This is a genomic window from Sphingomonas sp. CARO-RG-8B-R24-01 (assembly GCF_022662295.1).
Lineage (GTDB): Bacteria > Pseudomonadota > Alphaproteobacteria > Sphingomonadales > Sphingomonadaceae > Sphingomonas.
Window position 1 is genome coordinate 70,104 of record NZ_JAKNQI010000001.1, and the last position, 25,186, is coordinate 95,289.

General features: G+C 66.4%; 19 protein-coding genes. 6 read left to right on the top strand and 13 right to left on the bottom strand.

Annotated features, from left to right (window positions below; all coding sequences use genetic code 11):
• Nucleotides 1–20: 20 nt before the first annotated feature.
• The 5 genes from L8G49_RS00350 to L8G49_RS00370 form a co-directional block, all read right to left on the bottom strand.
• A complete protein-coding gene (locus tag L8G49_RS00350) occupies nt 21–1,262 on the bottom strand; it encodes an MFS transporter (RefSeq protein ID WP_242181670.1) in 1,242 nt (413 codons plus the stop codon).
• Nucleotides 1,259–1,588 (bottom strand): hypothetical protein, encoded by a 330-nt coding sequence (locus L8G49_RS00355; RefSeq protein ID WP_242181672.1) that lies wholly within the window; start codon nt 1,586–1,588, stop codon nt 1,259–1,261. Before L8G49_RS00355 ends, L8G49_RS00350 begins: the two co-directional genes overlap by 4 nt.
• Nucleotides 1,588–2,151 (bottom strand): isochorismatase family protein, encoded by a 564-nt coding sequence (locus L8G49_RS00360; RefSeq protein ID WP_242181674.1) that lies wholly within the window; start codon nt 2,149–2,151, stop codon nt 1,588–1,590. The genes L8G49_RS00355 and L8G49_RS00360 overlap by 1 nt, the downstream gene beginning before the upstream one ends.
• A 35-nt stretch (nt 2,152–2,186) precedes the next feature.
• Entirely contained in the window at nt 2,187–2,636 is a 450-nt protein-coding gene (locus L8G49_RS00365; protein ID WP_242181676.1) for a MarR family transcriptional regulator, read from the bottom strand.
• A gap of 225 nt (nt 2,637–2,861) precedes the next feature.
• The gene (locus L8G49_RS00370; RefSeq protein ID WP_242181678.1) at nt 2,862–4,496 is read right to left on the bottom strand and encodes a Na+/H+ antiporter; all 1,635 of its coding nucleotides are present in this window, start codon (nt 4,494–4,496) and stop codon (nt 2,862–2,864) included.
• A 307-nt stretch (nt 4,497–4,803) separates the two neighbouring features.
• On the opposite strand from L8G49_RS00370, the gene L8G49_RS00375 reads away from it, so the two are divergent.
• Nucleotides 4,804–5,265 carry a DUF6790 family protein gene (locus L8G49_RS00375; protein ID WP_242181680.1) on the top strand — a complete coding sequence of 154 codons (462 nt, stop codon included), beginning with the start codon at nt 4,804–4,806 and terminating at the stop codon, nt 5,263–5,265.
• A 454-nt stretch (nt 5,266–5,719) separates the two neighbouring features.
• Here L8G49_RS00375 and L8G49_RS00380 read toward each other — a convergent pair whose 3' ends face one another.
• The 6 genes from L8G49_RS00380 to L8G49_RS00405 all read right to left on the bottom strand — a co-directional run bounded on the left by L8G49_RS00380 (nt 5,720) and on the right by L8G49_RS00405 (nt 13,185).
• On the bottom strand, nt 5,720–6,979 hold the full coding sequence (locus tag L8G49_RS00380) for a hypothetical protein (protein WP_242181682.1): 1,260 nt from the start codon (nt 6,977–6,979) through the stop codon (nt 5,720–5,722).
• Between the two features lie 392 nt (nt 6,980–7,371).
• On the bottom strand, nt 7,372–9,249 hold the full coding sequence (locus L8G49_RS00385; RefSeq protein ID WP_242181684.1) for a YhjD/YihY/BrkB family envelope integrity protein: 1,878 nt from the start codon (nt 9,247–9,249) through the stop codon (nt 7,372–7,374).
• Nucleotides 9,250–9,404: 155 nt separating this feature from the next.
• Nucleotides 9,405–10,343, bottom strand: coding sequence for a Brp/Blh family beta-carotene 15,15'-dioxygenase (locus L8G49_RS00390; protein WP_242181686.1), 939 nt, complete (start codon nt 10,341–10,343; stop codon nt 9,405–9,407).
• A gap of 10 nt (nt 10,344–10,353) precedes the next feature.
• Nucleotides 10,354–11,121, bottom strand: coding sequence for a bacteriorhodopsin-like (locus tag L8G49_RS00395; protein WP_242181689.1), 768 nt, complete (start codon nt 11,119–11,121; stop codon nt 10,354–10,356).
• A 252-nt stretch (nt 11,122–11,373) separates the two neighbouring features.
• Entirely contained in the window at nt 11,374–11,997 is a 624-nt protein-coding gene (locus L8G49_RS00400; protein WP_242136910.1) for a LuxR C-terminal-related transcriptional regulator, read from the bottom strand.
• A gap of 108 nt (nt 11,998–12,105) precedes the next feature.
• Nucleotides 12,106–13,185, bottom strand: coding sequence for a LacI family DNA-binding transcriptional regulator (locus L8G49_RS00405; protein ID WP_242181691.1), 1,080 nt, complete (start codon nt 13,183–13,185; stop codon nt 12,106–12,108).
• 194 nt (nt 13,186–13,379) lie between these two features.
• Between L8G49_RS00405 and L8G49_RS00410 the strand changes: the two genes are divergently transcribed.
• On the top strand, nt 13,380–14,522 hold the full coding sequence (locus tag L8G49_RS00410; protein WP_242181693.1) for an endo-1,4-beta-xylanase: 1,143 nt from the start codon (nt 13,380–13,382) through the stop codon (nt 14,520–14,522).
• Nucleotides 14,523–14,573: 51 nt separating this feature from the next.
• On the opposite strand, the gene L8G49_RS00415 is transcribed toward L8G49_RS00410, so the two are convergent.
• On the bottom strand, nt 14,574–18,032 hold the full coding sequence (locus L8G49_RS00415; RefSeq protein ID WP_242181695.1) for a TonB-dependent receptor: 3,459 nt from the start codon (nt 18,030–18,032) through the stop codon (nt 14,574–14,576).
• 238 nt (nt 18,033–18,270) lie between these two features.
• Between L8G49_RS00415 and L8G49_RS00420 the strand changes: the two genes are divergently transcribed.
• Genes L8G49_RS00420 through L8G49_RS00435 form a run of 4 tightly spaced genes read left to right on the top strand, consistent with a single transcriptional unit; the run spans nt 18,271 to nt 23,906 of the window.
• The gene (locus tag L8G49_RS00420) at nt 18,271–19,788 is read left to right on the top strand and encodes a tryptophan halogenase family protein (RefSeq protein ID WP_242181697.1); all 1,518 of its coding nucleotides are present in this window, start codon (nt 18,271–18,273) and stop codon (nt 19,786–19,788) included.
• A complete protein-coding gene (locus L8G49_RS00425; protein WP_242181699.1) occupies nt 19,764–21,257 on the top strand; it encodes a tryptophan 7-halogenase in 1,494 nt (497 codons plus the stop codon). Before L8G49_RS00420 ends, L8G49_RS00425 begins: the two co-directional genes overlap by 25 nt.
• Entirely contained in the window at nt 21,254–22,873 is a 1,620-nt protein-coding gene (locus tag L8G49_RS00430) for a tryptophan halogenase family protein (protein WP_242181702.1), read from the top strand. The genes L8G49_RS00425 and L8G49_RS00430 overlap by 4 nt, the downstream gene beginning before the upstream one ends.
• A gap of 7 nt (nt 22,874–22,880) precedes the next feature.
• Nucleotides 22,881–23,906 (top strand): cupin-like domain-containing protein, encoded by a 1,026-nt coding sequence (locus L8G49_RS00435; protein WP_242181704.1) that lies wholly within the window; start codon nt 22,881–22,883, stop codon nt 23,904–23,906.
• A 158-nt stretch (nt 23,907–24,064) separates the two neighbouring features.
• Here the strand turns inward: L8G49_RS00435 and L8G49_RS00440 are convergent, their stop codons facing one another.
• The gene (locus tag L8G49_RS00440; protein WP_242181706.1) at nt 24,065–25,102 is read right to left on the bottom strand and encodes a cupin-like domain-containing protein; all 1,038 of its coding nucleotides are present in this window, start codon (nt 25,100–25,102) and stop codon (nt 24,065–24,067) included.
• Nucleotides 25,103–25,186: the final 84 nt, after the last annotated feature.

Here is a 25,186-nt window from a genome sequence, read left to right on the forward strand (position 1 = left end):
GGTTCGGCCGGACTTTCCAATCAGCGCTCTTCGCTCGCCCCTCTGCGAGTCCGCCGGCTGCCGATGATGAAGACCATCGCGACGATCGCCGCCGCGAACCCCGCGGCCGCTCCCACGCCGAGCGCCCAGCGCGGTCCCCAATGGTCGGCGACCCATCCCACGATCGGGGCGCCGATCGGCGTTCCTCCGAGCGCGACGCCGATGCGCAGCGCCATCACCCGGCCGCGCATGGCAGGTTCGGTCGACAGCTGCATCACCGTGTTGGTGGTGTTCGTGAACGTCAACGACGCCACGCCGATCACCACCAGCGCTGCCGCGAAGAACCAATAGCCCGGCGCGACCGCTGCCATCGTACAGCCGACCCCGAAAAGGCCGGCGCCCGCCAGCAGCGCGGCAAAGCCAGGCCGCTGACGTCCTGCGCTCAGCAATGCGCCGCTTACGGTCCCGATCGCCATGATCGACGATAACAGCCCGTATCCGCCCGCGTCGGCATGGAACACGCCAACCGCCATCGTGGAGATGAAGATCGGGAAATTCAGGCCGAAGGTTCCGATCAGGAACAACATGACCAGGATCGCCTTAAGATCGCGCCGCGACCAGACATAGCGCAACCCCTGGCTGAAGCTTCCGGCCGTGCGGCGCGCGCGCGGGTGGGGATGCAATTCGCGCACCCGCAACGCCGTGAGGGACAGGAGCACGGCAACGAACGAAACGCCGTTGAGCAGGAACGCCCAGCCCGTCCCGACGGCCGCGATCACCAGACCCGAGATCGCCGGGCCGATCAGGCGGGCGGCGTTGAATGACGTCGCGTTGAGCGCGACGGCGTTGGCGAGGTCGGCATCGCCGACCAGCTGCGCCACGAACACCTGTCGCACGGGTGCATCGAATGCGGCCGCGCTTCCGAAGAGAAAGGCAAAGACATAGACGTGCCAGAGCTCGACCAGACCGCTGACGGTGAGGACGCCGAGCATCAGTGCGAGCACGGCCATCGCCGTCTGCGTCGCGATCAGGAGCTTGCGTTGGTCGAGATGATCCGCTGCAAAGCCGGTCCAGGGCAGCAGCAGAAATTGCGGGCCGAATTGCAGCGCCATGACGATGCCGACCGCAGCGGCGCTGTGCTGTGTCAGCACCGTCAGCACGAGCCAGTCCTGCGCGGTACGCTGCACCCACGTACCGACGTTGGAGACGAACGCCCCGCCGACCCACAGCCGGTAATTGTAGCCGCGCAGCGACCGGAACAGGCCCGTCGCCGGAGCGCTCAAGAAGGCTCCGGCGAGGCACCGCCATGGAAACACCCGAAGTGCCGCGCCGCGAACAGGCCGATTGCCAGCATGCCACAGCCGAAGCATGCCGCGTGCGCTGCGTTCCGCCCGTCGAAGACTCCGACCTCCGCCACCAGCAGATAGCAGAGGACGAGATTGGCAAAGCCCCACAACACGTTGACGGTCGACGAGGAGAGCCCCGCGCCAGAGGGCGTGGCGAAGGGGCTCTGGAACGCACGCCCGGTCATGCCGCTGACGACGTGCGGGATCGCGTTCGCGAGAAAGGCGCCTCCCAGGAAATAGGCCGGCAAATAGAGCCAGGGCATCACGCTGTCCTTTCCAACAGGGCGAGGATCGCGTCGGTCGAGCCGGTCTCGCCCAGCCGCGGAAAGACGGCGCGCATCGTGTAATCGTGCGCATCGGCGCGCGCGTCGGTCATTGCATCGGTGGCCAGCGTGACGTTGAAGCCCTGCTCATAGGCCTGCCGCGCGGTCGCCTCCACGCCGGTTGCCGTCGCGACACCGGCGATGACCACCTGCGTCACGCCGAGCCGGCTCAGTCGCGTGGCGAGATCGGTCGTGGCGAACGCGCCCCAGCTCTGCTTGGTGACGAGGATGCCGTCCGGCTGCTGCCCGAGTTCGGGCACGAGCGCGGCAAAATCGGCGGGCCACGCGGCCATGTCCCGCCGCGGCTGCTCGGTCCGGCCCGGCGCAGCGCCGGTGACGGTGACGAGGACGACCGGCAGACCGCGGGCGCGAAACGCATCCGCCAGCGCTCTGCTGCGCGCGATCACCCCGGCGATGGGATGCGCGAGCGGGCCGCCGACGATCCCCTTCTGGAGGTCGACAATGATGAGCGCGGTCTTCGGATCGAGCGCGGTGAGCGCCATGCGATGGTCCTTTCGAAAGCGGGAAGCAGGTTCGCTCAATCCTCGACGAGTCGCCCCAGCAGCGTGAGCGCCGCGGCCAGCTGGTCTTGCTCTTGCGGTGAAAGCCGCGCGCGGATCGTGCGTGCGAGCCAGTCCTGCCGCGCCGCGCGCCCGGCGCTGATCCACTGCCGGCAGTGATCGGTCAGCGACAGCCGCATCTTGCGCCCGTCCTGCGGGTCCGGCGCGCCGTGCAGCAGGCCGGCGCTCTCGAGCGCGGCGATGACGGTTCCCATCGACTGCGGCCGCATCGCTTCCGCGCGCGCCAGCTCCGACGTGGTGGCGGGACCGTCTCGCTCAAGCCGCAGGAGCACCGCGGTCTGCGACGGGGTCAGGTCGCCGACGTTCGCCTGTTCACGCAGGCGCCGCTTCAGCTTTCCGGACATGCCCCGAATGTCGCGGGCCAGGTCGGCAATGCGGACTGCCTCGTCATTCACGGTCAAGCTCATTCACGGTCGATACCACAAGACAGCTAAACTACAAAGTTTATCTTCATGTATTTGGCTACCGTCATATGGGCCGGAGCAGACTACGGACTTGGCCAGCGCCGCCGCCGACGGCGTTTTGCGGGCCAAACTCATGGATATGATCCTGGCGTCGGGGCCGTTTACCTCCGCGGCGCGCCCCACGCACACCACCGCCGCCGGTTCTTGGGCGCCTCGGACGCCGCCACGTTACTTGTAGCGCACCTCCAACAGATCGAGCTCCCTCACCAGCTTGGCCGCAAGCTCGCTCCCCAGGCCGCGCTCCCTTGCGATCGACATGATTTCGGCCCGCTCGGCGCGGACCGCGGCAAGCCGGAGTTCGCGCTCGATCCGCTCGTTCGCACGCGCCGCGTGGCTGGCGTCGCTCCCTGCGCTGCGGCTCTCGATCCGCTCGCGATAGCCGTCCATGATGCGCGCGCCGGCAGCGGCATAGACGTCCGCGTCGTTCCGCCCTTCGGCCAGGGCATGCTGCACGCGCTCGATCGCCTTGATCGCGGCTTCCGCAGCGGCGACCCGCGCCATGTCTTCCGCCGCCTGCTGCGACGGCTCGGGCGGCATGGTCAGCCCGCGCAGGAGCAAAGGCAGGCCGATGCTCGCCAGGACGAGGGAGCTCAGGATGACCCCGGTTGCGAGGAAGATCGCAAGCTCGCGGCCCGGGAATGGCGTGCCGTCTCCCATCACCATCGGTAACGTCAGCACGCCCGCTAGCGTGATCGCGCCACGCACCCCGGCAAACGACATTGCCGCGACCAGCCGCCACGGCGGGCTCGATCCGGTCTGGCCTTCCGGCGCACGCCGCAACAGCGTGATGCGGAACGACACCCAGACCCAGCCAAAACGCAACGCGGCGAGCCCTGCCATGATCGCGGCAACGTACAGGGCCAGCCACCACGGCCCGGAATGCCCCGTCAGGGCGACGGTCTGGTCGAGCCCCGAGAGAATTTCGGGTAATTGTTCACCGAGCAGCACGAAGATCATGCCGTTCGCCGCGAACTGGATCGTGTCCCACACCGAGTTACGCCGCATCCGGGTCACTGCCAGCGCCTGGCGCGAAATCTCGGCGTAACTCATCGTCACGCCTGCCGCGACCGCCGCGAGGATGCCGGATGCATGAACATGCTCGGCGATCAGATAGGCACCGAACGGGATCAGCACGCTGATCAGGATCTGCGAGCCGGTCTCCTCACCGAAGCGCCTCGACACCCAAGCCTTCGTGCGCGTCACAAGCAGCGTCAGCGCGACGCCGACGAGGATCCCTGCCCCCGCCATCCAGAAGAAGTTCAACGCCGCGCCAGTCGCCGAAAAGCTGCCCGTCAGGGCAGCCGCGATCGCGACGCGCAGGCAGACCAAGCCGGATGCGTCGTTGAGCAGCGATTCGCCTTCCAGAATATGCATCATGCGCTTCGGGATCGGGACGCGCGCGGCGATGGCCGACACCGCGATCGGATCCGTAGGCGAGATGACGGCCGCCAGCGCAAAGGCCACGGCGAGTGGCATCGCCGGGATCATCCAGTGAATCAGGAAGCCCATGCCGACTACGGTCAGCAGGACCAGCCCCAGCGCGAGTTCGACGACGGTCGACAGGTCCTTGAACAGAGCGTCCTTGGGAATGCGCCAGCCGTCCAGAAACAGCAGGGGCGGCAGGAACAACAGCATGAACAGCTCGGGATCGAGCACGACGCGCAAATGCGTAACAAGACCGACGACGAAACCCAGCGCGATCTGAACCAGCGGCGTCGGGATCGCCACTGGCAGCATCCGCGACACGGCGCCGCTGACGACCACGGCCAGCAGCAGGATCAACACTATCGATACGGTTTCCAAGCCTGCGCTCCTGCATGATTCATTGCTGCGACGGAGCGTGTAACACGCCTTCCCCCCGCAAGCCGAACCGGCTGGCGGACGCACGCGACGCGCCTGACCGCCGGCTGATAATTGAACCCCGGGGACGTACGCCGCCATTCAGGCCTTTCGTTGCATCCACCGTCGGGCTCTCGGTGACGGTCGCCGAGCGGATGTAGCGGGTGGGCGCGTCTTCGGGTCTTGCGCGGATCAATGAACCCTCGTCATCTACCGGCACAATGCCGATAAACGCGGAAGTTTGATCGGTTCAGGCGCAGGAGGCGAAGTCATGGTCTATCTACTCGTCGTCGGCCTCACCATGCTGGTGCTGCCGCTTGCATCGATTGCGGTCGAGTTCGACATATCCAACGCACCGATGGCGTGGCTGATCGGAAAGTTGTTCGTTTTCTGGTCGGTGGGTGCAAGGCTGTTCCTTGCCGGAGCCCGCCAGTATGTGCAGCCGGCCTTTACCAGCCGCGATATCATGGGGATCGAGAGCCCGGAGGTGTATGGGCTCGTCCGCGAACTGGGTGGCGCGAACATCGCATCCGGCGTTCTGGGCCTTGCCTCGATCGTCATGCCGAACTTCGTGCTTCCCACCGCGATCGGCGCAGGCATCTTCCTTGCGGTCGCGGGGGTCGAGCACGTCCGAACGGCCCATCGCGGTCGTCACGAGACCATAGCAATGATCAGCGACTTTTTCGTCGCCGCGGTTCTCATCGGGTTCGCTCTCGGGACGTTCTTCTTCTGATCCAAGCCTGGGTCGCTCAGGACGTCTCGACCCCTGGATGTCGAAGTCCGCGCAGGGGAGCGCCGGTATCGAGCACGCCATCTCCAATCGTTACAGCGACCGGTCCGGCGATACTCTCGCGACCGACGATCTGGGAGTTCAACGGCTGGACGCGTTCGAAGCGGATTTCATGCGCGAGCGCTTCGCGGACTTTGAGCGTTCCGTCCTGCAGGACAATATCATCCCGTGCGATACCAAATGCGGGGTGCTGCTTGCCTTTACCGGGGCGAGGTCATCCTCAAAAAGCGGCCCACATGGCGCGCGCAACGATCCATGCGACAAGATGAGGGTCGCGCCACGCTGTGTCGATACCACCGACCGAGGCGAAAGTGCCGGTTTGGCGTATCCCGCCGTTCCGCGAATGGCCCTGCCCGCAGTCTTGCTGGCAGGTGGCGCGTGGATAGCGCCGACTGGGTCAATTTTTTCCGCCCAGCAATCCGCCTTGCCGGAGCGCGGCATCGATGCCGGCGACGCGGGCCTGGAAACGGGGATCGGCCAACCCACCGTACCGCTTGACGAACGCCTGGTTGGAAATGCCGTCTTCGCGGGCCGTGAGGGCGCTCGGCAACAGCTCTTCGGCTGACACGCTGCGGAGCCGATCGGCCATGGCCGCCGACGTTTCGGGGCGGATCGCAGCCTGTGCTACCAGATATCCGGACCGGTCTGCAGCAAGGTCGGCAAACGAAAACCCGCTGGGATCGCCGATGGCGAATGCGGATTGCCTGGCAAGGCTGTCCGCCAACTCCTTCCACTCGCCCATCGCTTCCGCCAGGTGCGTGCCAGCGCCCGCCGCCAGCGCCGCGGATAATGCCCAATGCATCGGCCAGTCCGATCGGCCCCGGATCGTTGCGATCGGCACCTGCAACCCCGCATGCGCCTTTGCGCGACAGGATGCGGTATCGGCCCGCGCCGCGCCGGCAAGATCCCCCGCGCGTTCGTCGACCAGGATCATCGCCAGGGCAATGAACGTCGCGCGATTATACCCGGGCGTCCCTGCGTCCGGATCGGGTATCGCAAACGCGCGGTGCACGTGATCCGTCAACGCGCTCAGTGGCGCTGCCTGCTGCGCAGTCGCTAGGCGACAGTAGATCTTCGTTACCAGCGCTTCGTCGACGGCGTTGGTGGATAGCCCAGCCACCTGGTCCATCAACCCGCTCTTGCGCGGAAGGTGGACCACCGCCGCCACCGCATCATCACTGATCGCGACCGTTTGAACGAGTTGATCGAGCGGGGGTACATCGACGTGGCGATAGTGCAGGGCCAGACGACCGAGCTCGATCGTCCACCGCGCGAGGGCGCCGCGCATGGACAGCGATCCGACCGTCAGACGGACCGGCGGAAAGCCGGTGCTACGCCCTTGCGCGGACACGCCAATGTTGAGCCAGCGTCCGCGGAACAGGCGATGGCTGCCCGCAATGCGCAAAATTCCGTGGTCGATGTCCATTCGCAGTCGATCCGGCCGAAAGCCCTGCGTTGCCATCGCACTCATGCCGTCGAGTTGTCTGCGATCGAGGTGAATGCTGCTCCGACCGTCGGGTCGATCCCAAATGGCCTTCATCTGCAGAACGGCGTCACGGCCCGCGCCGACCTGTTCGGCGGTCGGTGGCAGCGCCGCATCGACTGTCGGGCCGGCGCTGGTCACCAGGATGATCAGGACGACCACAACCAGCGCCATCGCTCCTGCGGCCGCAGCCAGGACCTTCGCGGCCCGGCGCGCTGCTGCGCGCCTGTTCCTCTCTCGTACCAACGACCGAGCGCTTTCTTCAAACGGGCCTCATTGGCCCACCCCGTATGAGGAGACAGGTACACCAAGGCGGAGACAATCCCAGGCGCGGTACCATGGATTGAAAGCGGTCCTTACGGTAAAACAACCGGCGATCGCATGCGCCATCGACGTCCCAATCTCGCGCGGTCATCCCGTGCCCTTCGATCTTCGATACCCGCGCGCATCCGTCGCTTGCCTTCGTACCGGTCACGCACCGCGTTTTGCGCATTTTGGATGGAAGCCATGCCGGATACGGATGACGATCCGGCGGAAACGCGACCGAAGGCGACGGGGCGGCCGCGCTACCGCGCCAGGGCGGAACTGGCGTAGCGCGCGAGAAGGTCCGCCGCGTCGTCGTAAAGCGCGATCGCACCCGCGCGGAGCAGCCCGGCGTCGTCGAACCCGCCCGAGCGAAGGCCGATGGCCCGGATGCCGCACCTCGCAGCCGCCTCCATATCATAGGGCGTGTCGCCGACGACGATCACCTCGTCGGCCCCCATCGGACCGACCTTGGAGAGCGCCGCCCTGAATATGTCCCCCGCTGGCTTGGACGTTTCCACGTCGTCGATACTGGTGGTCGCGTCGACCACCCGGCCGAGCTTCATCAGTGACACGTAATGCGCGACCTCCTTGGCATCTGCCGACGAAGCGAGCACCACTTTCTGGCCTTGCCCATGAACATGGCGGAGCAGCCGATCGGCATCGGCGAACGGCCGCACCTCGGCGAGGTACTTCGCCTTGAAAATTTGACCCTGACGGTCGCCGATCGCTGCGATCGTGTCGGACGACGCGTCCCGAAGCAGGGCGGGCACGAGCTGATCCGCACCCTTGCCGATCTGGCCCCGGATTGCGGCCTGTCCGACTGCATGGCCATGCTCTCGGAACGCCGCCTCCCATGCCGCGACGTGCAGGTCGTTGCTGTCGACGAGCGTCCCGTCGATATCGAAGAATACCGCGCGCGTCGCAGGCGTCGGCGTGGCCGGACGCTCACGCAGGAACCAGGTCACGGCCGCTGTTGCGCCCAGCAGGGCCGCGCCCTGCGCACCCCGCCCCCGCCGCAATAGTGACAGCCCCAGCGTCGCCGCGACGGACGACGCCCATCCGATTTTCGGAAGCCCCGCTATCCCGCTGGCACGCCCGGCGATGCGACTTTTGACGATCTCGCCGAGGGCGGCAGGCATTTCGGCCGACCGGCGCGCCGCACCCACGACGGGTCCGTCCGCGTGCGTGCCCGATGCGTCGTCGTCCGCGACATGGTCGGCCGCCCAGGCCCCGCGATCGCCCAGCGGGGCGGATTGCCGGGTCGTGTCCCGTGCGGTCTGGTGCTCGATCTCGGAATTCAGTTCCGCGCCGAACAACAGGATGTAGCTGGACAGGTACAGCCAGGTGAGCGTCACGACGACGGTGCCGAGCGAACCATAGGTCGCATTGTAGTTACCGAACTGGGCGACGTAGATGCCAAAGCCGATTGTCAGCACCAGCCACATGAGCGCCGCGAACAGGGATCCCGGCGTCAGCCATACCCACCGCGCCCGCTCGCGCGATGGACCGTAGCGGTACAAGGTGGCCGCCGCCCCGGCACCCGCGAGCGTCAGCAAGAGATAGGCGAGAACCTTTCCCGCGATGATCACGCCATCCGGAGCATTCGGGATCAGTCGCTGAAAGTGGCCGAGCGCGGCGATTGCCACCAGAGCGATCATCGCGACGATCACGGCGACCACCGTCATGCCGATGGCGAGCAGATTGACCTTGATGAACCCGCGCTTCTCCTGCTCTTCATAGGCGACGTTGAGCGCGGTGATGATCGCGCCCGCCCCATTCCGCGCCCCGAACACCGCCAATCCGAGGGCCAGCAGCAGCCCCAGCCCCTTCTTGTCGTCGGACGTCTTGACCACGTTCATCAATTGCTCGCCCACCAGCTTGGCGACGTCGCTCGGCATGACGGACGTGAGCTGCGACATGTTGCGCATCACGGTCGCCGGGTTTGCCGCGAGGCCGTAGACCAGCACGATCGCACCGAGCAGCGGCACGAGCGCAAGGAAACCGTAGAAGGCGACGCCCGCTGCGATCAGCCCGATATTGTCCGTGCCGGTCTCTGCCCAGCTCCGCTTGACGATGGCGATCCACCCCTTGAGCGGTATCTGCCATGGGCTTCCCGCTTCATGTCCCTGATCGTCCACGCTAATATCCGTTCGTTTTGATGACCCGAAGCGCGGGACTTCGGTTGAACAGATGTGGCGAAGGACCGTTCCAGCCGGAAATGGGTCGCGTTCGACGACACTTGCGATCGGGGCCGTCCCGGATCCGGGCGGCGGGGCGCGACGCATTGCGTCGGCTAGGCCATTGGCACGGGATCCCCACGGGCGGGGTCGGCAATCACCCGCCGTTCGAGCCAGCGGGACAGCATCAGATGCGGCACCGCGACGGATGCGAGCAACTGGAACGCCTGCGCCACGACGGTCGGGTCGATCCGAGACGGCGCCATGGCGCGCATCCCCCACCAGCCGAGAACCGCCAGGCCCGACAACAGCGCGCCGGTCCCGAGCCAGCGGGCAAGCGTCATGTCGCGCAACTGAGCTCGCGTCTGCGCCAGATGCCGCGGCGAATGCAGGAAGACGAAGAACAGCGCGAAGCCGGCGACCGGCGGCAGGACGACCAGCAGTACGAAGCATAGGGCCATCGCGGCCGCCCAGCCTCTGCTCCCGTTTCGCCATGCAACGGCAATGCCGACCGCGGTGACCAGCAATGCGACCGGCGCTGCCGCAGTAATGATCTGCGCGATCACCTTGGCGCGCGGATCGCTCATCCCGACGAACAGGTCCGACACTATCGCGGGATGACCAAGCGTCGCTGCCCCGATCACCGCTGCGCCCGCTGCAAACCGCAACAGCGGTTCTTCGAGCATCGGCCAATCCTCGCCGAAATGCACCGAGGCAACCGCCAGGAAAAGCACCAGGGCTACCAACGGCAGCGTCATCCACAGCAACACCATCAGGATGGCGATGGTCGCATAACCCACGACCGCGAGCCCGACGCCGGACCGATCCAGCGCCACCGCGCGCCGCAGCAGCGCGATGTCATAGGCCCCGTGCGGCAGCCCGCCGCCGATGAACACGAGGGTCGCTGCGACCACCGCCGCCGGTTCCCCTAGCGGCACGCGAAGCAGGGTCAGCGCGATGAGCGTCGCCGCGGCGATCCAATAGACCGGATAGACGACATCGCCGCGCCCCTGGGGGGCACGGCGATGCGGTTGCGCTCGGTGATCGGCAAGCACGGCCGTCCGATCAGGCAGCGTGGACCTTGTGTCCATCGCCTTCGGCTTCCGATTTGCGGAGCGCGATCAGGAAGATCAGGATTCCGAGCCCGGCCTTGGCGACGATATCCGCGATCGTATAGCCGATCTGGATCGTGGTGGTAGCGGTGCCGCCCGTCAGCCCGGCATAGGGTGCCATGTACACGATCGGGTAGAAGCCCCACGACGCAAAGGTCAGCAGGCGCGCCTTGCGGACGAGATCCTGTGCGCCCGCCGGTTGCTGCTTGATCGAGGCGCCGAGACCGCTGAAGAGTTCCCACACGATATACAGGAACGGGATCGCCGAAAGCGTACCCCAGATCGCACGGGTCGGGATGTCGCTGGCGATTTCGCCCGGATATCCCAGCACGATCATCAGCGCAGCCGCCGAGCCGAGACGGGCCGCCTTGGACGACGTTTCCGCGCGCGACAGCCGCATCACCAGCACCAGTTCGATCAGCAGCAGCGGCACTGTCAGCAGCCAGTCGACGTAGCGATACGCATCGTTGAACGCGAAGCCGGTCGCGGTGACCACGCCATTCCTGAAAATGTAAGCGGCGTTCCAGCTCTCGAAGATGCGGAAATAGTGGTAGGCGGCGATGCCGGTGACCAGCCCCGAAATGGTGAGCGCGGTCCGATACGCCGGCGCGACCTGCGCGCGACTGAGCCAGAGGAAGGCGGTGGCGGCCCCCATCGCCGCGAAGGTAAAGGAAAACGCATTGTAGACGAGCGAGAATTGGAATGGCGTGACGACGTCCATAGTGGCCTCCGACGTATGGATCCACGGCACGAATGCGCCGGGCAGGATGCTGCGGGGCGTCGCTTCGACGAAGGCGAAACGACCGTATCCCGATGTGTCGTCACAGCGGCACCAGAAGGGCGAGGGTTAGCCTGACCGCACGCCGAATGGCTGGAAGGCGTACGGCAACGCCGCTGTGGCGACCGGGAAACAGTAGAACGGTCCGGCTTTTCCGCCGATACGGACTTTGTGCCGTATCGGGGCTGCGTGCCTCTAGAGGCCCGCTTCTACGGCGAGACGGATCAGGTCTGCGGTCGTATGCAGCTGCAGGCGGCTCATCAGGATGGCGCGGTGCATCTTGACGGTCTTTTCCGCGAGGTTGAGCTCCGCTGCGATCTGTTTGTTGAGCAGGCCGTTCGCGACGAGTTTCAGCACCTGCCCCTGCCGCGGCGAGAGCGCCTTGACCATTTCCGCCGCGCGAATGCGACGCATGCTCGATGGCGTGGCGGCTGCCGCGTCGATTTCGAGTTGCGACCCGAGGAAATACAGCAACGCATCGTTCTCGTCATAGATCGGCGCGACGAGAACGGCGTTGCGAAACGGCTCGCCACTGCGTTTGTAGTTCAGGATTTCAACCAGCACCGGGCGATGCTCGCGCACCCCGCGACGGATTTCCTCGGTCAGCCACGGCTCCGTTGCAGGGCCAGACAGGAAACGGCAGTTACGCCCGACGACATCCTCGACGGGATATCCGGTCAGGTCACAGAAGGCATCGTTGCAGGCAACAATCGGATTGTCGGGCAACCGCGGGTCGCTGATTACGGAGGGGATTGGACTGTCGGCGACCAGACGCCAATGGCGTTCCCGCGGGAGCAAGAGGTCGGCCTGTTGTGCCATATCAGCTGCTGGTCCGGTGCATATCGTCCAGCATACCGTCAGCGAGGCGTCGTGGCACTCGATTTGTTGGAGAAATGCGCCGCCGTCGCACGCCTCACGCCTCACGCCTCACGCCTTCCGCGGAGCGTCTCCTTCGTGCCGATCAGACCAGGTCCCCTCGGATTGACGGCGGACAAGGTCGTGGCCGAGCACGAGATGCGGCGCCGCAAACGCATTGCCAGCACGCCGGGAGCGAATTTCGGCGCTGAGCAGTTCGACTCCCGCCCGTGCCATCTCGGCAATCGGCTGTCGGATCGTGGTAAGTTCGGGCCAGATGGCGGTCGCAAGGGTGGTGTCGTCAAACCCGCACACGGTCAGGTCGCCGGGAATGTTGAGCAGCTTGCGGTGCGCCACGCTGACGATCGCCGCAGCCATGTCGTCATTGCTGGCAAATATCGCCGAGGGCCGATCTGCAAGGTCGAGCAACACTTCGGCAGCGTCCAGACCCGAGCGATAGGTGAACTGGCCCTGCGCGACGAGCGCGTCTTCCACGCCGACCCCCGCCTCCCGCAGCGCAGCGCGGTAACCATCGAGCCGGCGGCGACTTTCGCTATGGTCTGGATTCCCGACGACGAAACCGATCCGGCGATGCCCGAGCGACAGGATATGCCGCATCATCGTCCGCGCTGCCGCAAATTCGTCGATGCTGACCGCGAGCAGATCGGGCGACGGCGTACCGCTTCCGATCGCCAGCGCGGGTATGCCCTCGCCGATGATGGCGGCGATCAGCGCCGCAGAATCGCACAGCGGCGACGGCAGCATCAGGCCATCGATCCCGCTTGCGATCATCTGGCGTGCCACGGCGATCGCATGATTGTCGGGCTGGCATTTCTGGACGATCATCTGGACGTTCAACTGGCTCGCCATGTCGAGTCCGCCCACCAGCAGCGCACTGAGATAGTTCGTGCTGGGATTGGTGAACAACAGCCCGATGCGGATCTGCTGCGCGCCGGTGAGGATCCGCGCGGCAAGATTCGGCGAATAGTTGAGCCGTTCGATTGCCGCCAGGACCCGGTCGCGGGTCCCGGGTCGGACGGTCGCTTCCTTGTTGACCACTCGCGAGACGGTCATCGCGGACACGCCGGCCGCCGCGGCGACATCGCGGATGGTCGCGGCTTTCGCCGGGCGATGAGCAGATAGCGGTTTCATTCGTACCCCCGGAAGGTGCCGCTACGGTTTTGTGGCGCGAAGCGCAATAAAGGTCGGGTCCGGTTCGCAGGATATCTCGCGGGAGCAAGGCTCGTCGAAAGTCCGTTCTGTCGAACCATCCGATCGAGCCAGTCCTTGACCTGCGCCCTTCGCTTGGGGATGGTAACGGTATCAATATAAGAGAGGGTGCTGATATGACGGGATTTACGCGACGCGAAACCATGTTTGGCACGATCGCCGGCCTTGCAGCGGCGGCGCCGCTCGCGGCGGCGGGTCGGGAAGAACCTTCCCTGGACACCCTTGCGCGGCGCAAGGGGATACGGTTCGGGTCCGCGATCGCCTGGGGCGCTCCGGGTGCAGACCGCGGATCGTTCGCCAATCCGGCGTACGCACGCCTGATTTCTGCCGAATGCGGGTCGATCGTTTCCGAAAACGAGCTGAAGTGGCAGGCGTTGCGACCGAGCCCGACGACCTTCGCGTTCGAACGGTTCGATGCGATCCTCGGCTGGGCCGAGCGCGAACGCCTTGCGGTGCGCGGGCATAATTTGCTGTGGCAGCAGCCCAAATGGCTTCCCGCCTGGCTCAACACCTATGATTTCGGCGCCACGCCCAAGCGCGAGGCCGAACGGGTGCTGACGACGCATATCGACACGGTGCTCGGTCGCTACGGCAAGCGGATCATTAGCTACGACGTCGTCAACGAGGCGGTCCGCCCGGCCGATGGGATGCTGTACGACACCAGTCTTTCGCGCGCGATGGGCGGTGCCGAACCGACGCTCGACCTCGCCTTCCACACCGCGCGCGCCGCCGCGCCGGGGGCGCAGCTGGTCTATAACGACTATATGAGCTGGGAGCCGGGCAATGCCGCGCACCGTGCGGGCGTGCTCAAGCTGCTCGAAGGGTTCCGCCGCCGCGGCACGCCGGTCGACGCGCTCGGCATACAGTCGCATCTCGTCACGCAGGGGCTGGATACGAAGGCGAGTGTGGCCACGCTCGAACGCGACTGGCGGCAGTTCCTCGATGCGGTCACGCAGATGGGGTATCGGCTGCTGCTCACCGAGCTCGACGTGCGCGACAATGCGCTGCCCGCCGACGTCACCGCACGCGACCGGGCGGTCGCGGACTTCACGCGGGGGTATCTCGACGTGACGCTCAGTTACCCGGCCGTGCGCGACGTGCTGAGCTGGGGGCTGTGCGACCGGTACAGCTGGATCGAAGGGTTCGAGCCGCGCAAGGACGGCGCAAGGCGGCGCCCGACACTGTACGACACGCAGTTCCGCGCCAAGCCGATGCGCGAGGCGGTGGCCGCGGCATTTGCGGCTGCGCCGTCCCGCTGACGGGACGGCCGCCCGCGTGCCGGGGGGGTTGGCGCCCCCCGGCAGCGAGGATCAGAAGTTGCCGCGCAGGATGAACGAGAAGCGGCGGTCGTTGACGAAATAGGACCGCGGCGCCAGCGTGCTCGGATCACCGCTATACGCCTGCAGCGTCTTGGTGACCGAGTTGGTCAGGTTCACGCCCTGCACCCCGATCTTCACATATTTGTTCAGGTTGAGGAAGGCGGAGGCATCGAGCTGACCCGACGCGTCCTGGAAGATCGACGTGTACGGGTAGATCACGTCGGCGGCGGTCAGCAGATACCGGGAGCGCCAATTGTACGCCGCGCGGATCGAGACCGGGCCCTTCTCGTAGAACAACGTCGCGTTGACGTTGTGCTTCGACAGGCCTTCCAGCGGCAAGCTGCCGGTCTTGGTCTGCGCCGCCACGTTGGTCACCGGCGATCCGCCATTCAGGAACGAGTTGGGCAACCCGTTGCTCTGAATGAACGTGTAGTTGCCGGTAAAGCCGAAGCCGCTGAGCAAGCCGGGAAGGAAGTTGAAGGTCTGCTGATACGCGACTTCCGCCCCCTTGACCTTGCCGTGCCCGGAATAGTTGGCCGGCCCGCGCGTCAGCAGGTCGAACGTCTGGCCGTTGTTGGTCAGCGGCAGGCTGACCAGCGACTGGTAGAAGAAGCCGGTAATGTCCTTGTAGAAGACGTCCGCGGTCAGCGAGCCCACGCGCGAGAAGTACCATTCCGCCGTGACGTCGAACTGCCACGCCGTCGCCGGTTTCAGATACGGGTTGCCGACTTGGCTCTGGAAGTTGCCGTTCCCGTCGATCGAGATCTGCTGGAAATTGCGCACCAGATTGGTGTCCGGGCGCGTCAGAACCTTGGATCCGGCGAAGCGCAGCAGGAGCTGCGGCGTCAGACCGACCTTCAGGTTCACGCTCGGGAGCCAGTAGGTGTATTTGTTCGACGCCTGGCCCAGCACGATCGTCGGATTGACCGAGGCGAACTGCTGCAACCGGGCGTATCCGTCTGCGCCGAGCAGGCACACGCCACCGGGTGCCGCGGGCGTGTATCCGGCCGGCAACGGCGTCGTCGGCGCTGCGGGAACGCACCGGCTCTGGAACGTATCTGCGATCCCAAGCGATGCCCGGCTGGGAATGATGCTGCCACCGAAATTGTCCATCCCGGTATGGACGTAGCGCACCCCGACATTGCCCGCGATGTCCAGCCCGGGGATCAGGGTCTTGGTTTTGAACGACGCCATGGCATACGCGGAACTGTCGCGCTGATGCACGCGCGTCACTTCATTGGGCAGATACGGCGAGTCGGCGCCGACGCCAGCGCGCAGAGCAGCGGGCGTCCAGCGGGTCGAGGGGTTGGTCTGGCTCGCCGCTCCCGCTGCCTCGACCTGATTGATGAAGCCGACGGTCTTGTTGTAACCGTCGATCATGTTGCCGTTGTAATAATAGGCACCCGACGGTCCGGGGGTCGCGCCGCGGAAGAAGTTGTCGAAGGTGTAGAAGCTTGCGTTGCCGCCGTTGACCTGATTGATCGACACCGGGCTACCCGCCCAGACTTCGCTGAGCATGCCCCAGTTATAGGCCGAATATTTCACGGTCTGGTCGCGGTCGGCATAGCGTGCGCCGAAGCGGATCTTGTCGAGGAAGCTGCCGTCGACGTCATAGGTGACGTCGCCCTTGAACTGGAATTCCTTGCCGCGGCTGTCCTCGAAATGATCCATCGCCGCACGCCAGAATTCGACGTTGGGATCCGCGAAATATTGCGCGTCGGTCGCGTTGACCAACGCGGGGTTGGCCGGCCCCGCCCACGTTGCCGCCAGCGTGGCCGGCTTGTGCGATACGACGGTCGGCACGTTCCCGGTCAGGTTGAGTTCCTGATCGGCGTACGTTTCACCGTAGATGTTGAGCTGGCTGACCTGATGATGCGATTCGGTGTAATCGGCGTCCAGCGCGATATGCAGCCGCTCGGTCGGGTGGAGCAGTGCGTTCAGGCCATAGTCGTTGACCGTATTCTGCTCATAGACCTGCCCGCGCGACAGCGAGATCGGCGCGCCGCCGGTCGGGATGAAGGTCTGCAACGGCGTACCGCTCAGATTGCTGCGATAGCCAGTGCCGGGCGTGGTGATGTACCCGCTCTGGAACAGCCCGTTGGCGTCGTATTTGTAGTTGGTGAACTTGCCCGTCGGGCATTCCGCACGAACGGTGCCTGAGTTGACATCGCCCGGGTTGGTCAGCGGGCCATCGTTGTTCTGCTGGCAGCCGATCGGATAGGTGCTGTATTCGGACAGGTCCGGCGCTGCCTCGAACGTATGTTCGTCGGACAGGTTCGTCGTGTGCGAGCGGATATACTGGCCGGTCAGCAGGAACCGGTGATCGTTCGTTTCATACTGTGCCGCCACCGCGATCCCGTCGCGCTTGCGGTCGAAATCCTGCGTGCGATACTGGCCGCCGAGCGGCGCATAGAACCCCGCGGTCGGATCGGCGAAGCCATCCGCGCCTGCCGTCGATGCCGCACCGCAGGCCGCATGAACCGCCGGCAAGGTCGTCGTGTCGCCGTTCCCTGGAAGCGGATTGCGGCAGATCGTCGTGCCGCCCTGGCTCTGATAGGTCACCAGCGTGTTGTCGCGCGCCTGGAAATTGGTGATCTGCAAGCCATCGGCGCGGCTGCGGACGCGGGAATAGGACACGTCGCCGAGCAGGCCGAACGTCCCGACACTCGTATTCCACGTGTTGCTGACCAGGATCGACCCGGTCGGGGTCCACTTCTTCTCGAGGTCGCCATAGCTGCCCTCCGTGTCGACCCCGACATGGAAGCCCTTGTTGTCGAACGGCTTGCGCGTGTTGAGGTTGACCGTGCCCGCAAGCCCACCCTCGATCGAGGCGGCGGTGACGTTCTTGTACACCTCGACCGACCCGAGCAGTTCGGCGGGGACGTCGGAGAAGTTGAGCGACTGGCCGCCGATCCCGGCCGAGAAGGCGTCGCGCCCGTTGAATTCGGAGCGGACGAAGTTGAGACCGCGGATGACGACGCCCGAGCCTTCGACCGAGAAATGGTCGGGATCGTTCGAGGCGGCGAAGCGGCTGATCGACACGCCCGGCACGCGCTGCAGCGCCTCGGTCACGGAGCGATCGGGCAAGGCGCCGATGTCCTGCGCGGTGATCGCGTCGACCACCGTGTCGGAGTTGCGCTTGATGTTCTGGGCGTTGGCAAGGCTCTGGCGGATGCCGGTCACGACGATGTCGTCGGGGTCCTTGGCGGTGTTGCTCGGGGTGGCGGTCTGGCCGTCGACGCTCGACGTTTCGCTGGAGGAAGTCGGGGTGCCGGCGGTGCCGGCGGTCCCCTGCCCGGCGACGGCGCCGGTCGGCGACGTCTGGTTCGCGCCGGCGGCTTGCGCGTGCGCGGTCCCGGCAAGGGCGACGCACAGCGCGGTTGCGGACGCCCCGTGCAGGAAACGAACGACGTGACGGACAGCAACTGTCTGTGGCGCAAATCGGCGCATTGAGAACCCCTCCTAAAAACGACGCTGTGATCGCGTCTGATTCGTGGTCGCACCGCGGGACTCCCCGAAGCGGACGCATTATGTTTGCGGTAACATTTTGAGAAAATCAAACGCAAAGTGCGGCGAAATGTGACAATCGTGCAACGCCGCCGCAACATTCAACAGGCGGTTGACGAAGGCGCGCGAATGAAGGAGCAGTCGATGGGAGCGCAAGCATAAGGCGCGTCGGGAGAGCAACATGCCGTTGTCGGCGGAGGCGAAACTACGGGTCGTGGTGGTCGGTGGCGGGACTGCCGGCTGGATGGCCGCCGCTGCGCTCGCGCGCCTGTTGCCCGATCACTGTTCGGTCCATCTGGTCGAGTCCGAGGCGATCGGCGTGGTCGGCGTCGGCGAGGCGACGCTGCCGCACATCCGCGCGTTCAACGAACGGCTCGGGATCGACGAAGCCGAGTTCATGGCGCGGACGCGGGCGACCTTCAAACTCGGGATCGAGTTCCGCGACTGGGGGCGGATCGGCGACAGCTACATCCATCCGTTCGGCACCTTCGGGCGCGGGTCAGGTGCTGTCGACTTCCACCATTATTGGACGCGGCTGCTGCACGAGGGGAAACCGCTGCCGTCGCTCGACAGCCTGTCCTATGCCTGTGCGCTCGCGCGCGGCGGCAAGTTCGACCGGCCTGCGACCGACCGGACGCTCGCGGGGACCTATGGCTATGCCTATCAGTTCGATGCACTGCTATTCGCGCCATACCTCCGCCGGATCGCCGAAGAAGCGGGCGCACGCCGAACCGAGGGGACGATCGCCAGCGTCGAGCGCGATGGCGAGAGCGGGGATATCCGGGCGATCGTCCTCGACGGCGGCGAACGCATCGAAGGCGACCTGTTCGTCGATTGTTCGGGGTTCCGCTCGCTGTTGCTCGGGTCGGCGCTGGAGGAACCGTTCATCGACTGGTCACACTGGCTGCCGACCGACCGCGCCGTCGCGATGCCGTGCCGGACGCGCACCGCGGTGACGCCCTATACCAGCGCGATCGCGATGCCCTCGGGCTGGCGCTGGCGGATCCCGCTGCAGCACCGCACGGGCAACGGCTATGTCTATGCGAGCGCGTTCGTATCCGACGACGACGCCCGCTACGCGCTGGAGACGGCGGTCGAGGGCGAAGCGCTCGCCGCACCGCGCGTGCTGCGGTTCAAGGCCGGGCGGCGGCGGCGCAGCTGGGTCGGCAATTGCGTCGCGATCGGGCTGGCGAGCGGGTTCCTCGAACCGCTCGAATCGACCAGCATCTACCTCGTCCAGCAGGCGATCACCGCGCTGATCGAGCTGTTCCCGGAACGCCGCATCAGCGCGTCCGACCGCGACGAATTCAACCGTGTGATCGACCTCGAATATGACCGGATCCGCGATTTCCTGATCCTCCACTATCACGCCACGACCCGTAGCGATTCCCCCTTCTGGGACTATGTCCGCACCATGCCGATCCCGGACACGCTGTCCGAGAAGCTCGATTTGTGGCGCACCCGCGCGCGGATCGTGAAATATCGCGAGGGGGTGTTTCTCGACCCGAGCTGGGTCGCGGTCTATCTCGGCCAGGGGATCGTGCCCGAGGGATGGGACCCGCGCGTCGACACGGTCGCGACGGACGCGCTGCTCGCGAGCGTCGAGGCGTTGCGAGCCGAGATCGCGGGCGACGTCGCGCGCCGCCCGGACCACCGCAGCTTTATCGAGCGCTATTGCGCGATGGCGCAAGCCGCCTGATGCGCGGCGACCGGCTCGAGCGGATCGTGGTGGCGGGCGGCGGGATCACCGCCTGGTGCGCCGCCGCCGCAATCAAACGGCGTGCGCCGTTCCTCGACGTGACGATCCTCGCGTGCGCGCCCTCGCCGGACGCGCTTGCGGACCGGGTCGCCTGTACCCTGCCCTCGCTGCTGGGGTTTCAGGAGGATCTGGGGATCGGCGTCGCCGACGGGATCGTGCGGACCGGCAGCGGCTACCGGCTCGGGACGCTGTTCGCGGGCTGGGCAACCGGGCTGCAGGACTATGTCCACGCCTATGGCCGCTACGGCGCGTCGTTCGGGCCGACCGCCTTCCATCTCCACTGGGTGCGCGCGGCGCAGGACGGGACCGCGGCACCGTTCGACAGCCATTCGCCCGCCGCCGCGCTCGCGCGCGCTGGGCGGTTCGTCCCGCCGACCGCCAATTCGCCGTTCGCCGACCACGAGTTCGGCCTGACGCTCGATGTGCCCCGCCATGCAACGATGCTGCGCGCGTTCGCGCTCCACGTCGGCGTCCGCGAGATCGTGCGCGAGATCGCCGGGGTGACGCTGGATGGCGGCAAGGCGATCGCGGCAGTCGATCTGGCCGATGGTTCCGCGCTGACCGCCGACCTGTTCATCGACGCGACCGGCCCCGAAGCGCGGCTACGCAGCGCGATCGATGCGGTGCGCGACGACTGGAGCGCGTGGCTCCCCTGCGACCGCGTCCTGCTCGCCGAACCGGGCGGGGAGCCGGTGGTGCTCACCACCGTCACCGCGCACCAGGCAGGCTGGCACTGGTCGAGCGGCGGACAGGCGGGCTTTGCCTATGCAGCGCACGCGATCAGCGACGGCAAGGCGGCGCGCGTCCTGCGCAACGCTTCGGGTGCCACGCCCAGCGAACCGATCCGCGTCCGCCCCGGCACGCGCCCGCAGCCGTGGCAGGGCAATTGCCTTGCGATCGGCGATGCGGCGACCGAGATCGAACCGCTCGAATGGTGCAACCTCCACCTCGCGCTGAGCGCGATCGACCGGCTCATCACGATGCTCCCCGGACGTGTCGCGACCCCGGTCGAGGTGGCCGAGTTTAATCGCCAGACCCGCGCCGAAGCCGAACGCGTCCGCGACTTCCTCGCGATGCATTACCGCACCGCACGGCGCGACGATCCGCTATGGCGCACGCTCGCCACGACCGAGCCGCCCGCCAGCCTCGCGCATACGCTTACACAATTCGCCGAACGCGGGCGTCTTCCCTTTCACGAGGAAGAGACGTTCGCGCGCGACAGCTGGGCGGCGGTGCTGATCGGCCAGGGCTTCCTGCCGCGCCGCGTCGACCCGCTCGTGTCCGCTGTCCCCGCCGTCGCCGTGCGCGCGGCGATGGCGCGCCAGACCGAAGCAATCGCCGCCGCCCTCCCGCATGTTCCCACCCACGCCGCCTATCGTGCGGCCCAGACGAGACACCTCTCCCGATGAACGAGCATTCGATCCGCCGCGTGGTCATCGTCGGTGGGGGCACCGCCGGCTGGATGGCCGCCGCCGCCTTCGCCCGCTTCCTCAACAACGGCTATACGCAAGTCACTTTAGTCGAATCCGACGAGATCGGCACGGTCGGTGTCGGCGAGGCGACGATCCCGCCGATCATCAACTTCAACCAGATGCTCGGGCTGGACGAGAATGCGTTCCTCGCCGCGACCGCGGGGACGTTCAAGCTCGGGATCGAATTCGTGAACTGGGGCGCGATCGGCGAGCGGTACTTCCACCCGTTCGGCACCTATGGGCACGATTTGCAGGGCATCCATTTCCACCAGCTCTGGCTGCGCGAGAAGGCGCGCCGCCCGATCGCGGACATTTCCGCCTGGTCGATGAGCGCAATGGCGGCGCAGCACGGCACTTTCGGACGCGCGAACGAGGACGCGCGCTCGCCGGTGCGCGAGCTGTTCTATGCGTTCCATTTCGATGCCTCGCTCTACGCGCGCTATTTGCGAGACTATGCCGAAAAGGCGGGGATCGTCCGGGTCGAGGGCAAGATCGCGACGGTCAACCAGCGTCCCGACGACGGCTATGTCGAGGCGGTCACGCTCGAGGACGGGCGGCGAGTCGAGGGGGATTTGTTCATCGATTGCTCGGGCTTTCGCGGTCTGCTGATCGAGGAAACGCTCCACACCGGCTATGAAAGCTATGCGCACTGGCTGCCGTGCGACCGCGCGGTCGCGGTGCCGTGCGCGCTGCCGCGGCCGGGCGAGCCCGATCCGTTCACCCGCTCGACCGCGCATCAGGCGGGGTGGCAGTGGCGGATCCCGTTGCAGCACCGGATGGGCAACGGCCTCGTCTATTGCAGCGACTATCTCGACGACGATGCCGCCGAAGCGCAATTGCTCGCCAGCCTCGAAGCGGAACCGCTCGCCGACCCTCGCCGGATCCGCTTCACCGCGGGGCGTCGTCGGGATTGCTGGAATCGCAACGTGGTGGCGCTCGGCCTGTCGAGCGGGTTCATCGAACCGCTCGAATCAACCAGCATCCATCTCGTCCAGGCGGGGATCCAGCGGCTGCTCGCGCTGTTCCCCGACAAGCGCTTCGATCCGGCCGAGCGCGACGAGTTCAACCGCCAGATGCACGATCTGTACGAGGACGTCCGCGACTTCATCATCCTTCATTACAAGGCCACGCGCCGCGACGATTCGCCCTTCTGGGACAAGGTGCGGACGATGGAGATCCCCGACAGCCTGCAACGCAAGATCGACCTGTTCGCGGGCAAGGGACGGCTGTTCCGCGAAGGCTACGATCTGTTCACCAGTCCGAGCTGGGTCGCGGTGTGCCTCGGCCAGGGGATCGTCCCCAAGAGCTGGGAACCCGCCGCGGATGCGCTCGACGAGCAGAAAGTCGCAGTCGCGCTCGAGCAGATGCGGCGCGGCTATCTCGACACCGCGCAACGCCTGCCAACGCACGGCGATTTCCTGCGCCGGACCGCGCCCTCGCCGCTCGCGGCACCCGCCCCTGCCCCAGCGCCCACGCCAAAGGACGACGTGCCGTTCTTCTCCTTCACCGCGGAATCGCCGTTCGATGTGGGTGGCGGCGGATCGCCACTGTGACGCGGGCATGACGCGCCTAGCGCCCCCTGCCCCGATTGCGGAAGTGCACGGCATCGACCGCGCACGCTTCGATGCCGAAATCCGCGCCGCTGCCAAGCCGGTGGTGCTGCGCGGGCTGGCTGCGGACTGGCCAGCCGTCCGCGCCGCGCGGGAGTCGGACGAGGCGCTGGTCGGCTATCTCAAAACCTTCAGCCATGCCGAGCCGGTCGGCGCGATCGTCGGTGCACCCGAGATCGAGGGGCGCTTCTTCTACGAACCCGGTCTCACCGCGCTCAACTTCACGCGCGGCCGCTCCCCGCTCGATCCGCTGCTCGATCGGTTGCTGCGCGATCGCGCCGTGGAGCGACCCTATGCGATGGCGGTCCAGTCGATCCCGGCGCCCGACCTGCTCCCGGGTTTCGCCGAAGCGCACGGCATCGATCTGGTCGACCCGACGGTCGTGCCGCGGCTGTGGCTCGGCAATGCGATCCGCGTCGCGACGCATTACGACCTGATGGAAAATATCGCGGTCGTCGTCGCAGGGCGTCGCCGCTTCACGCTGTTTCCGCCCGAGCAGGTCGGCAACCTCTACATGGGTCCGTACGAGCTGACCCCTGCCGGAACGCCGGTCAGCATGGTCGACCCGGACGCGCCCGATCTGGAACGGTACCCGCGCTTTGCCGAGGCGATGGCCCATGCCTGCGAAGCGACGCTCGAGCCGGGCGACGCGCTCTACATCCCGTTCCACTGGTGGCATGCGGTCGCCTCGCTCGCGCCGGTCAACGTGCTGTGCAATTACTGGTGGGACCCGGCACCGCCGGGGATGCCCAACCCGTATGACGCGCTGCTGCTTTCGCTCTTCGCGCTGCGGACGTTGCCGGAGGACCAGCGTAGAGTGTGGCGTACGATGTTCGACCATCTCGTGTTCCAGACCGGGGGTGACCCGGCGGCGCATCTGCCCTCGCACGTCAGGGGTGCGCTGGGCGCGGCAGACCTGGACGGACTGGAGCGGATGCGGGTGACGTTGCTGCAAAGCCTCGGGCGGACGGGATAGCGCCTCCAAAACGACCGGACTTGGACGCCCCCCAGACCGTTCGTTTCGAGCGTAGTCGAGAAACCTGCGCTGTGCCCGGCTTCTCGACTACGCTCGAAGCGAACGGGGAGAAAGTGGGCCTAATAGGTGAGAAGGGTGTTCGCACTGACCGCCGTGGCTCAAGGCCGCTGCAGCATCCGGATCAGGAACTGGCGAATCTTCCCCGTCCGCTCGGCGCTCGTCGCCCCAAGTATCCCGCGCGCCGCTTCCGGCAAGTGATCCGCCGCCCGCGCCGCGTCGGGCGCAAAGACGAGGTGATCGTACCAGCTCCGCCACGCCGCCTTCTCGGCGAGCGGCAAGTCGCGCACCGCCTCGATCGCATGGACCAGCGCGAGGAAGGCGGCGCTCGAGCGATGCTCCCACCAGTAATTGACCAGCACGTTGAGCCGGCCGAACGCGCGGACATGGTGCCACCAGATCGGGGGGATGAAGATCGCATCCCCCGGTCCGAGCTCGGCCACCTCGGCATGCGTCAGCGCTTCCGCGAAACGCGGATAGCGCGTCAGGTCGGGCGCGTCGGGATCGACCATGCTCGACGGCGGCCCGGCCATCGTATGGTCGAGCGGCCCGACATACAGATTGGCGAGCTGCTCGGGCGGGAACAGCGTGAACCGCCGCCGCCCCGCGACGACGCAGGCGATGTTGATCGACGTGTCGTAATGCGTCGCGATCCGGGTGGCATTGCCGATCCACAACCGCGCCGGCGCATCGACCCCGAGCGCGAGCGGGTTCGCCGCCTCCCAGCCCGGCAGATGCTCGGGCGCGGTCGCGGCGTTGGCGTAGAGCGCGTGCGGACGTTCCGTTCCGCTCTCCGAGAAGCGCAACAGCTCGGCAACCAGCGCGCCGATCGGCACCGGCTGGCGGTGGAAGGTGAACCCGGTCAGCGTGTCATCGGCGTAGAAGAAGCGCCCCTCCGCCTCTGGCGGCGCGATCATGACGTCGAGCGGCTTGCCCCCCGGCGTCGCAAAACCCGCGAGATATTCCGCCATCGCGCGGTCGCCCCCGGCCGCGGCGGCGACGGCATCCCAGTGCGCGACCTGGCCGCGCAGCACGACGGGGCGATACGCCGTCACGACCTCCCGTGCGAAGGTCGCCGCGTCGACGGCGGAGCGTTCGGCGACACGGCGTTGGGTCGCGGGCGGGGGAAGATCCGACATTGATGACGACAGTAGCGGAGCAGATGGCGACGCGACAGCATGTCCTCGGCAAAAACGTACGCGCCTTAAAGGCCTTCTTATCAA

Excerpts from the sequence above, each read along its gene's own strand:
- L8G49_RS00355 (WP_242181672.1), bottom strand. The coding sequence starts at position 1,588 with ATGCCCTGGCTCTATTTGCCGGCCTATTTCCTGGGAGGCGCCTTTCTC.
- L8G49_RS00375 (WP_242181680.1), top strand. The coding sequence starts at position 4,804 with ATGGTCTATCTACTCGTCGTCGGCCTCACCATGCTGGTGCTGCCGCTT.
- L8G49_RS00395 (WP_242181689.1), bottom strand. The coding sequence starts at position 11,121 with ATGGACGTCGTCACGCCATTCCAATTCTCGCTCGTCTACAATGCGTTT.
- L8G49_RS00430 (WP_242181702.1), top strand. The coding sequence starts at position 21,254 with ATGAACGAGCATTCGATCCGCCGCGTGGTCATCGTCGGTGGGGGCACC.
- L8G49_RS00400 (WP_242136910.1), bottom strand. The coding sequence starts at position 11,997 with ATGGCACAACAGGCCGACCTCTTGCTCCCGCGGGAACGCCATTGGCGT.
- L8G49_RS00380 (WP_242181682.1), bottom strand. The coding sequence starts at position 6,979 with ATGGCGCTGGTTGTGGTCGTCCTGATCATCCTGGTGACCAGCGCCGGC.
- L8G49_RS00360 (WP_242181674.1), bottom strand. The coding sequence starts at position 2,151 with ATGGCGCTCACCGCGCTCGATCCGAAGACCGCGCTCATCATTGTCGAC.
- L8G49_RS00405 (WP_242181691.1), bottom strand. The coding sequence starts at position 13,185 with ATGAAACCGCTATCTGCTCATCGCCCGGCGAAAGCCGCGACCATCCGC.
- L8G49_RS00410 (WP_242181693.1), top strand. The coding sequence starts at position 13,380 with ATGACGGGATTTACGCGACGCGAAACCATGTTTGGCACGATCGCCGGC.
- L8G49_RS00435 (WP_242181704.1), top strand. The coding sequence starts at position 22,881 with ATGACGCGCCTAGCGCCCCCTGCCCCGATTGCGGAAGTGCACGGCATC.
- L8G49_RS00440 (WP_242181706.1), bottom strand. The coding sequence starts at position 25,102 with ATGTCGGATCTTCCCCCGCCCGCGACCCAACGCCGTGTCGCCGAACGC.
- L8G49_RS00415 (WP_242181695.1), bottom strand. The coding sequence starts at position 18,032 with ATGCGCCGATTTGCGCCACAGACAGTTGCTGTCCGTCACGTCGTTCGT.
- L8G49_RS00365 (WP_242181676.1), bottom strand. The coding sequence starts at position 2,636 with ATGAGCTTGACCGTGAATGACGAGGCAGTCCGCATTGCCGACCTGGCC.
- L8G49_RS00420 (WP_242181697.1), top strand. The coding sequence starts at position 18,271 with ATGCCGTTGTCGGCGGAGGCGAAACTACGGGTCGTGGTGGTCGGTGGC.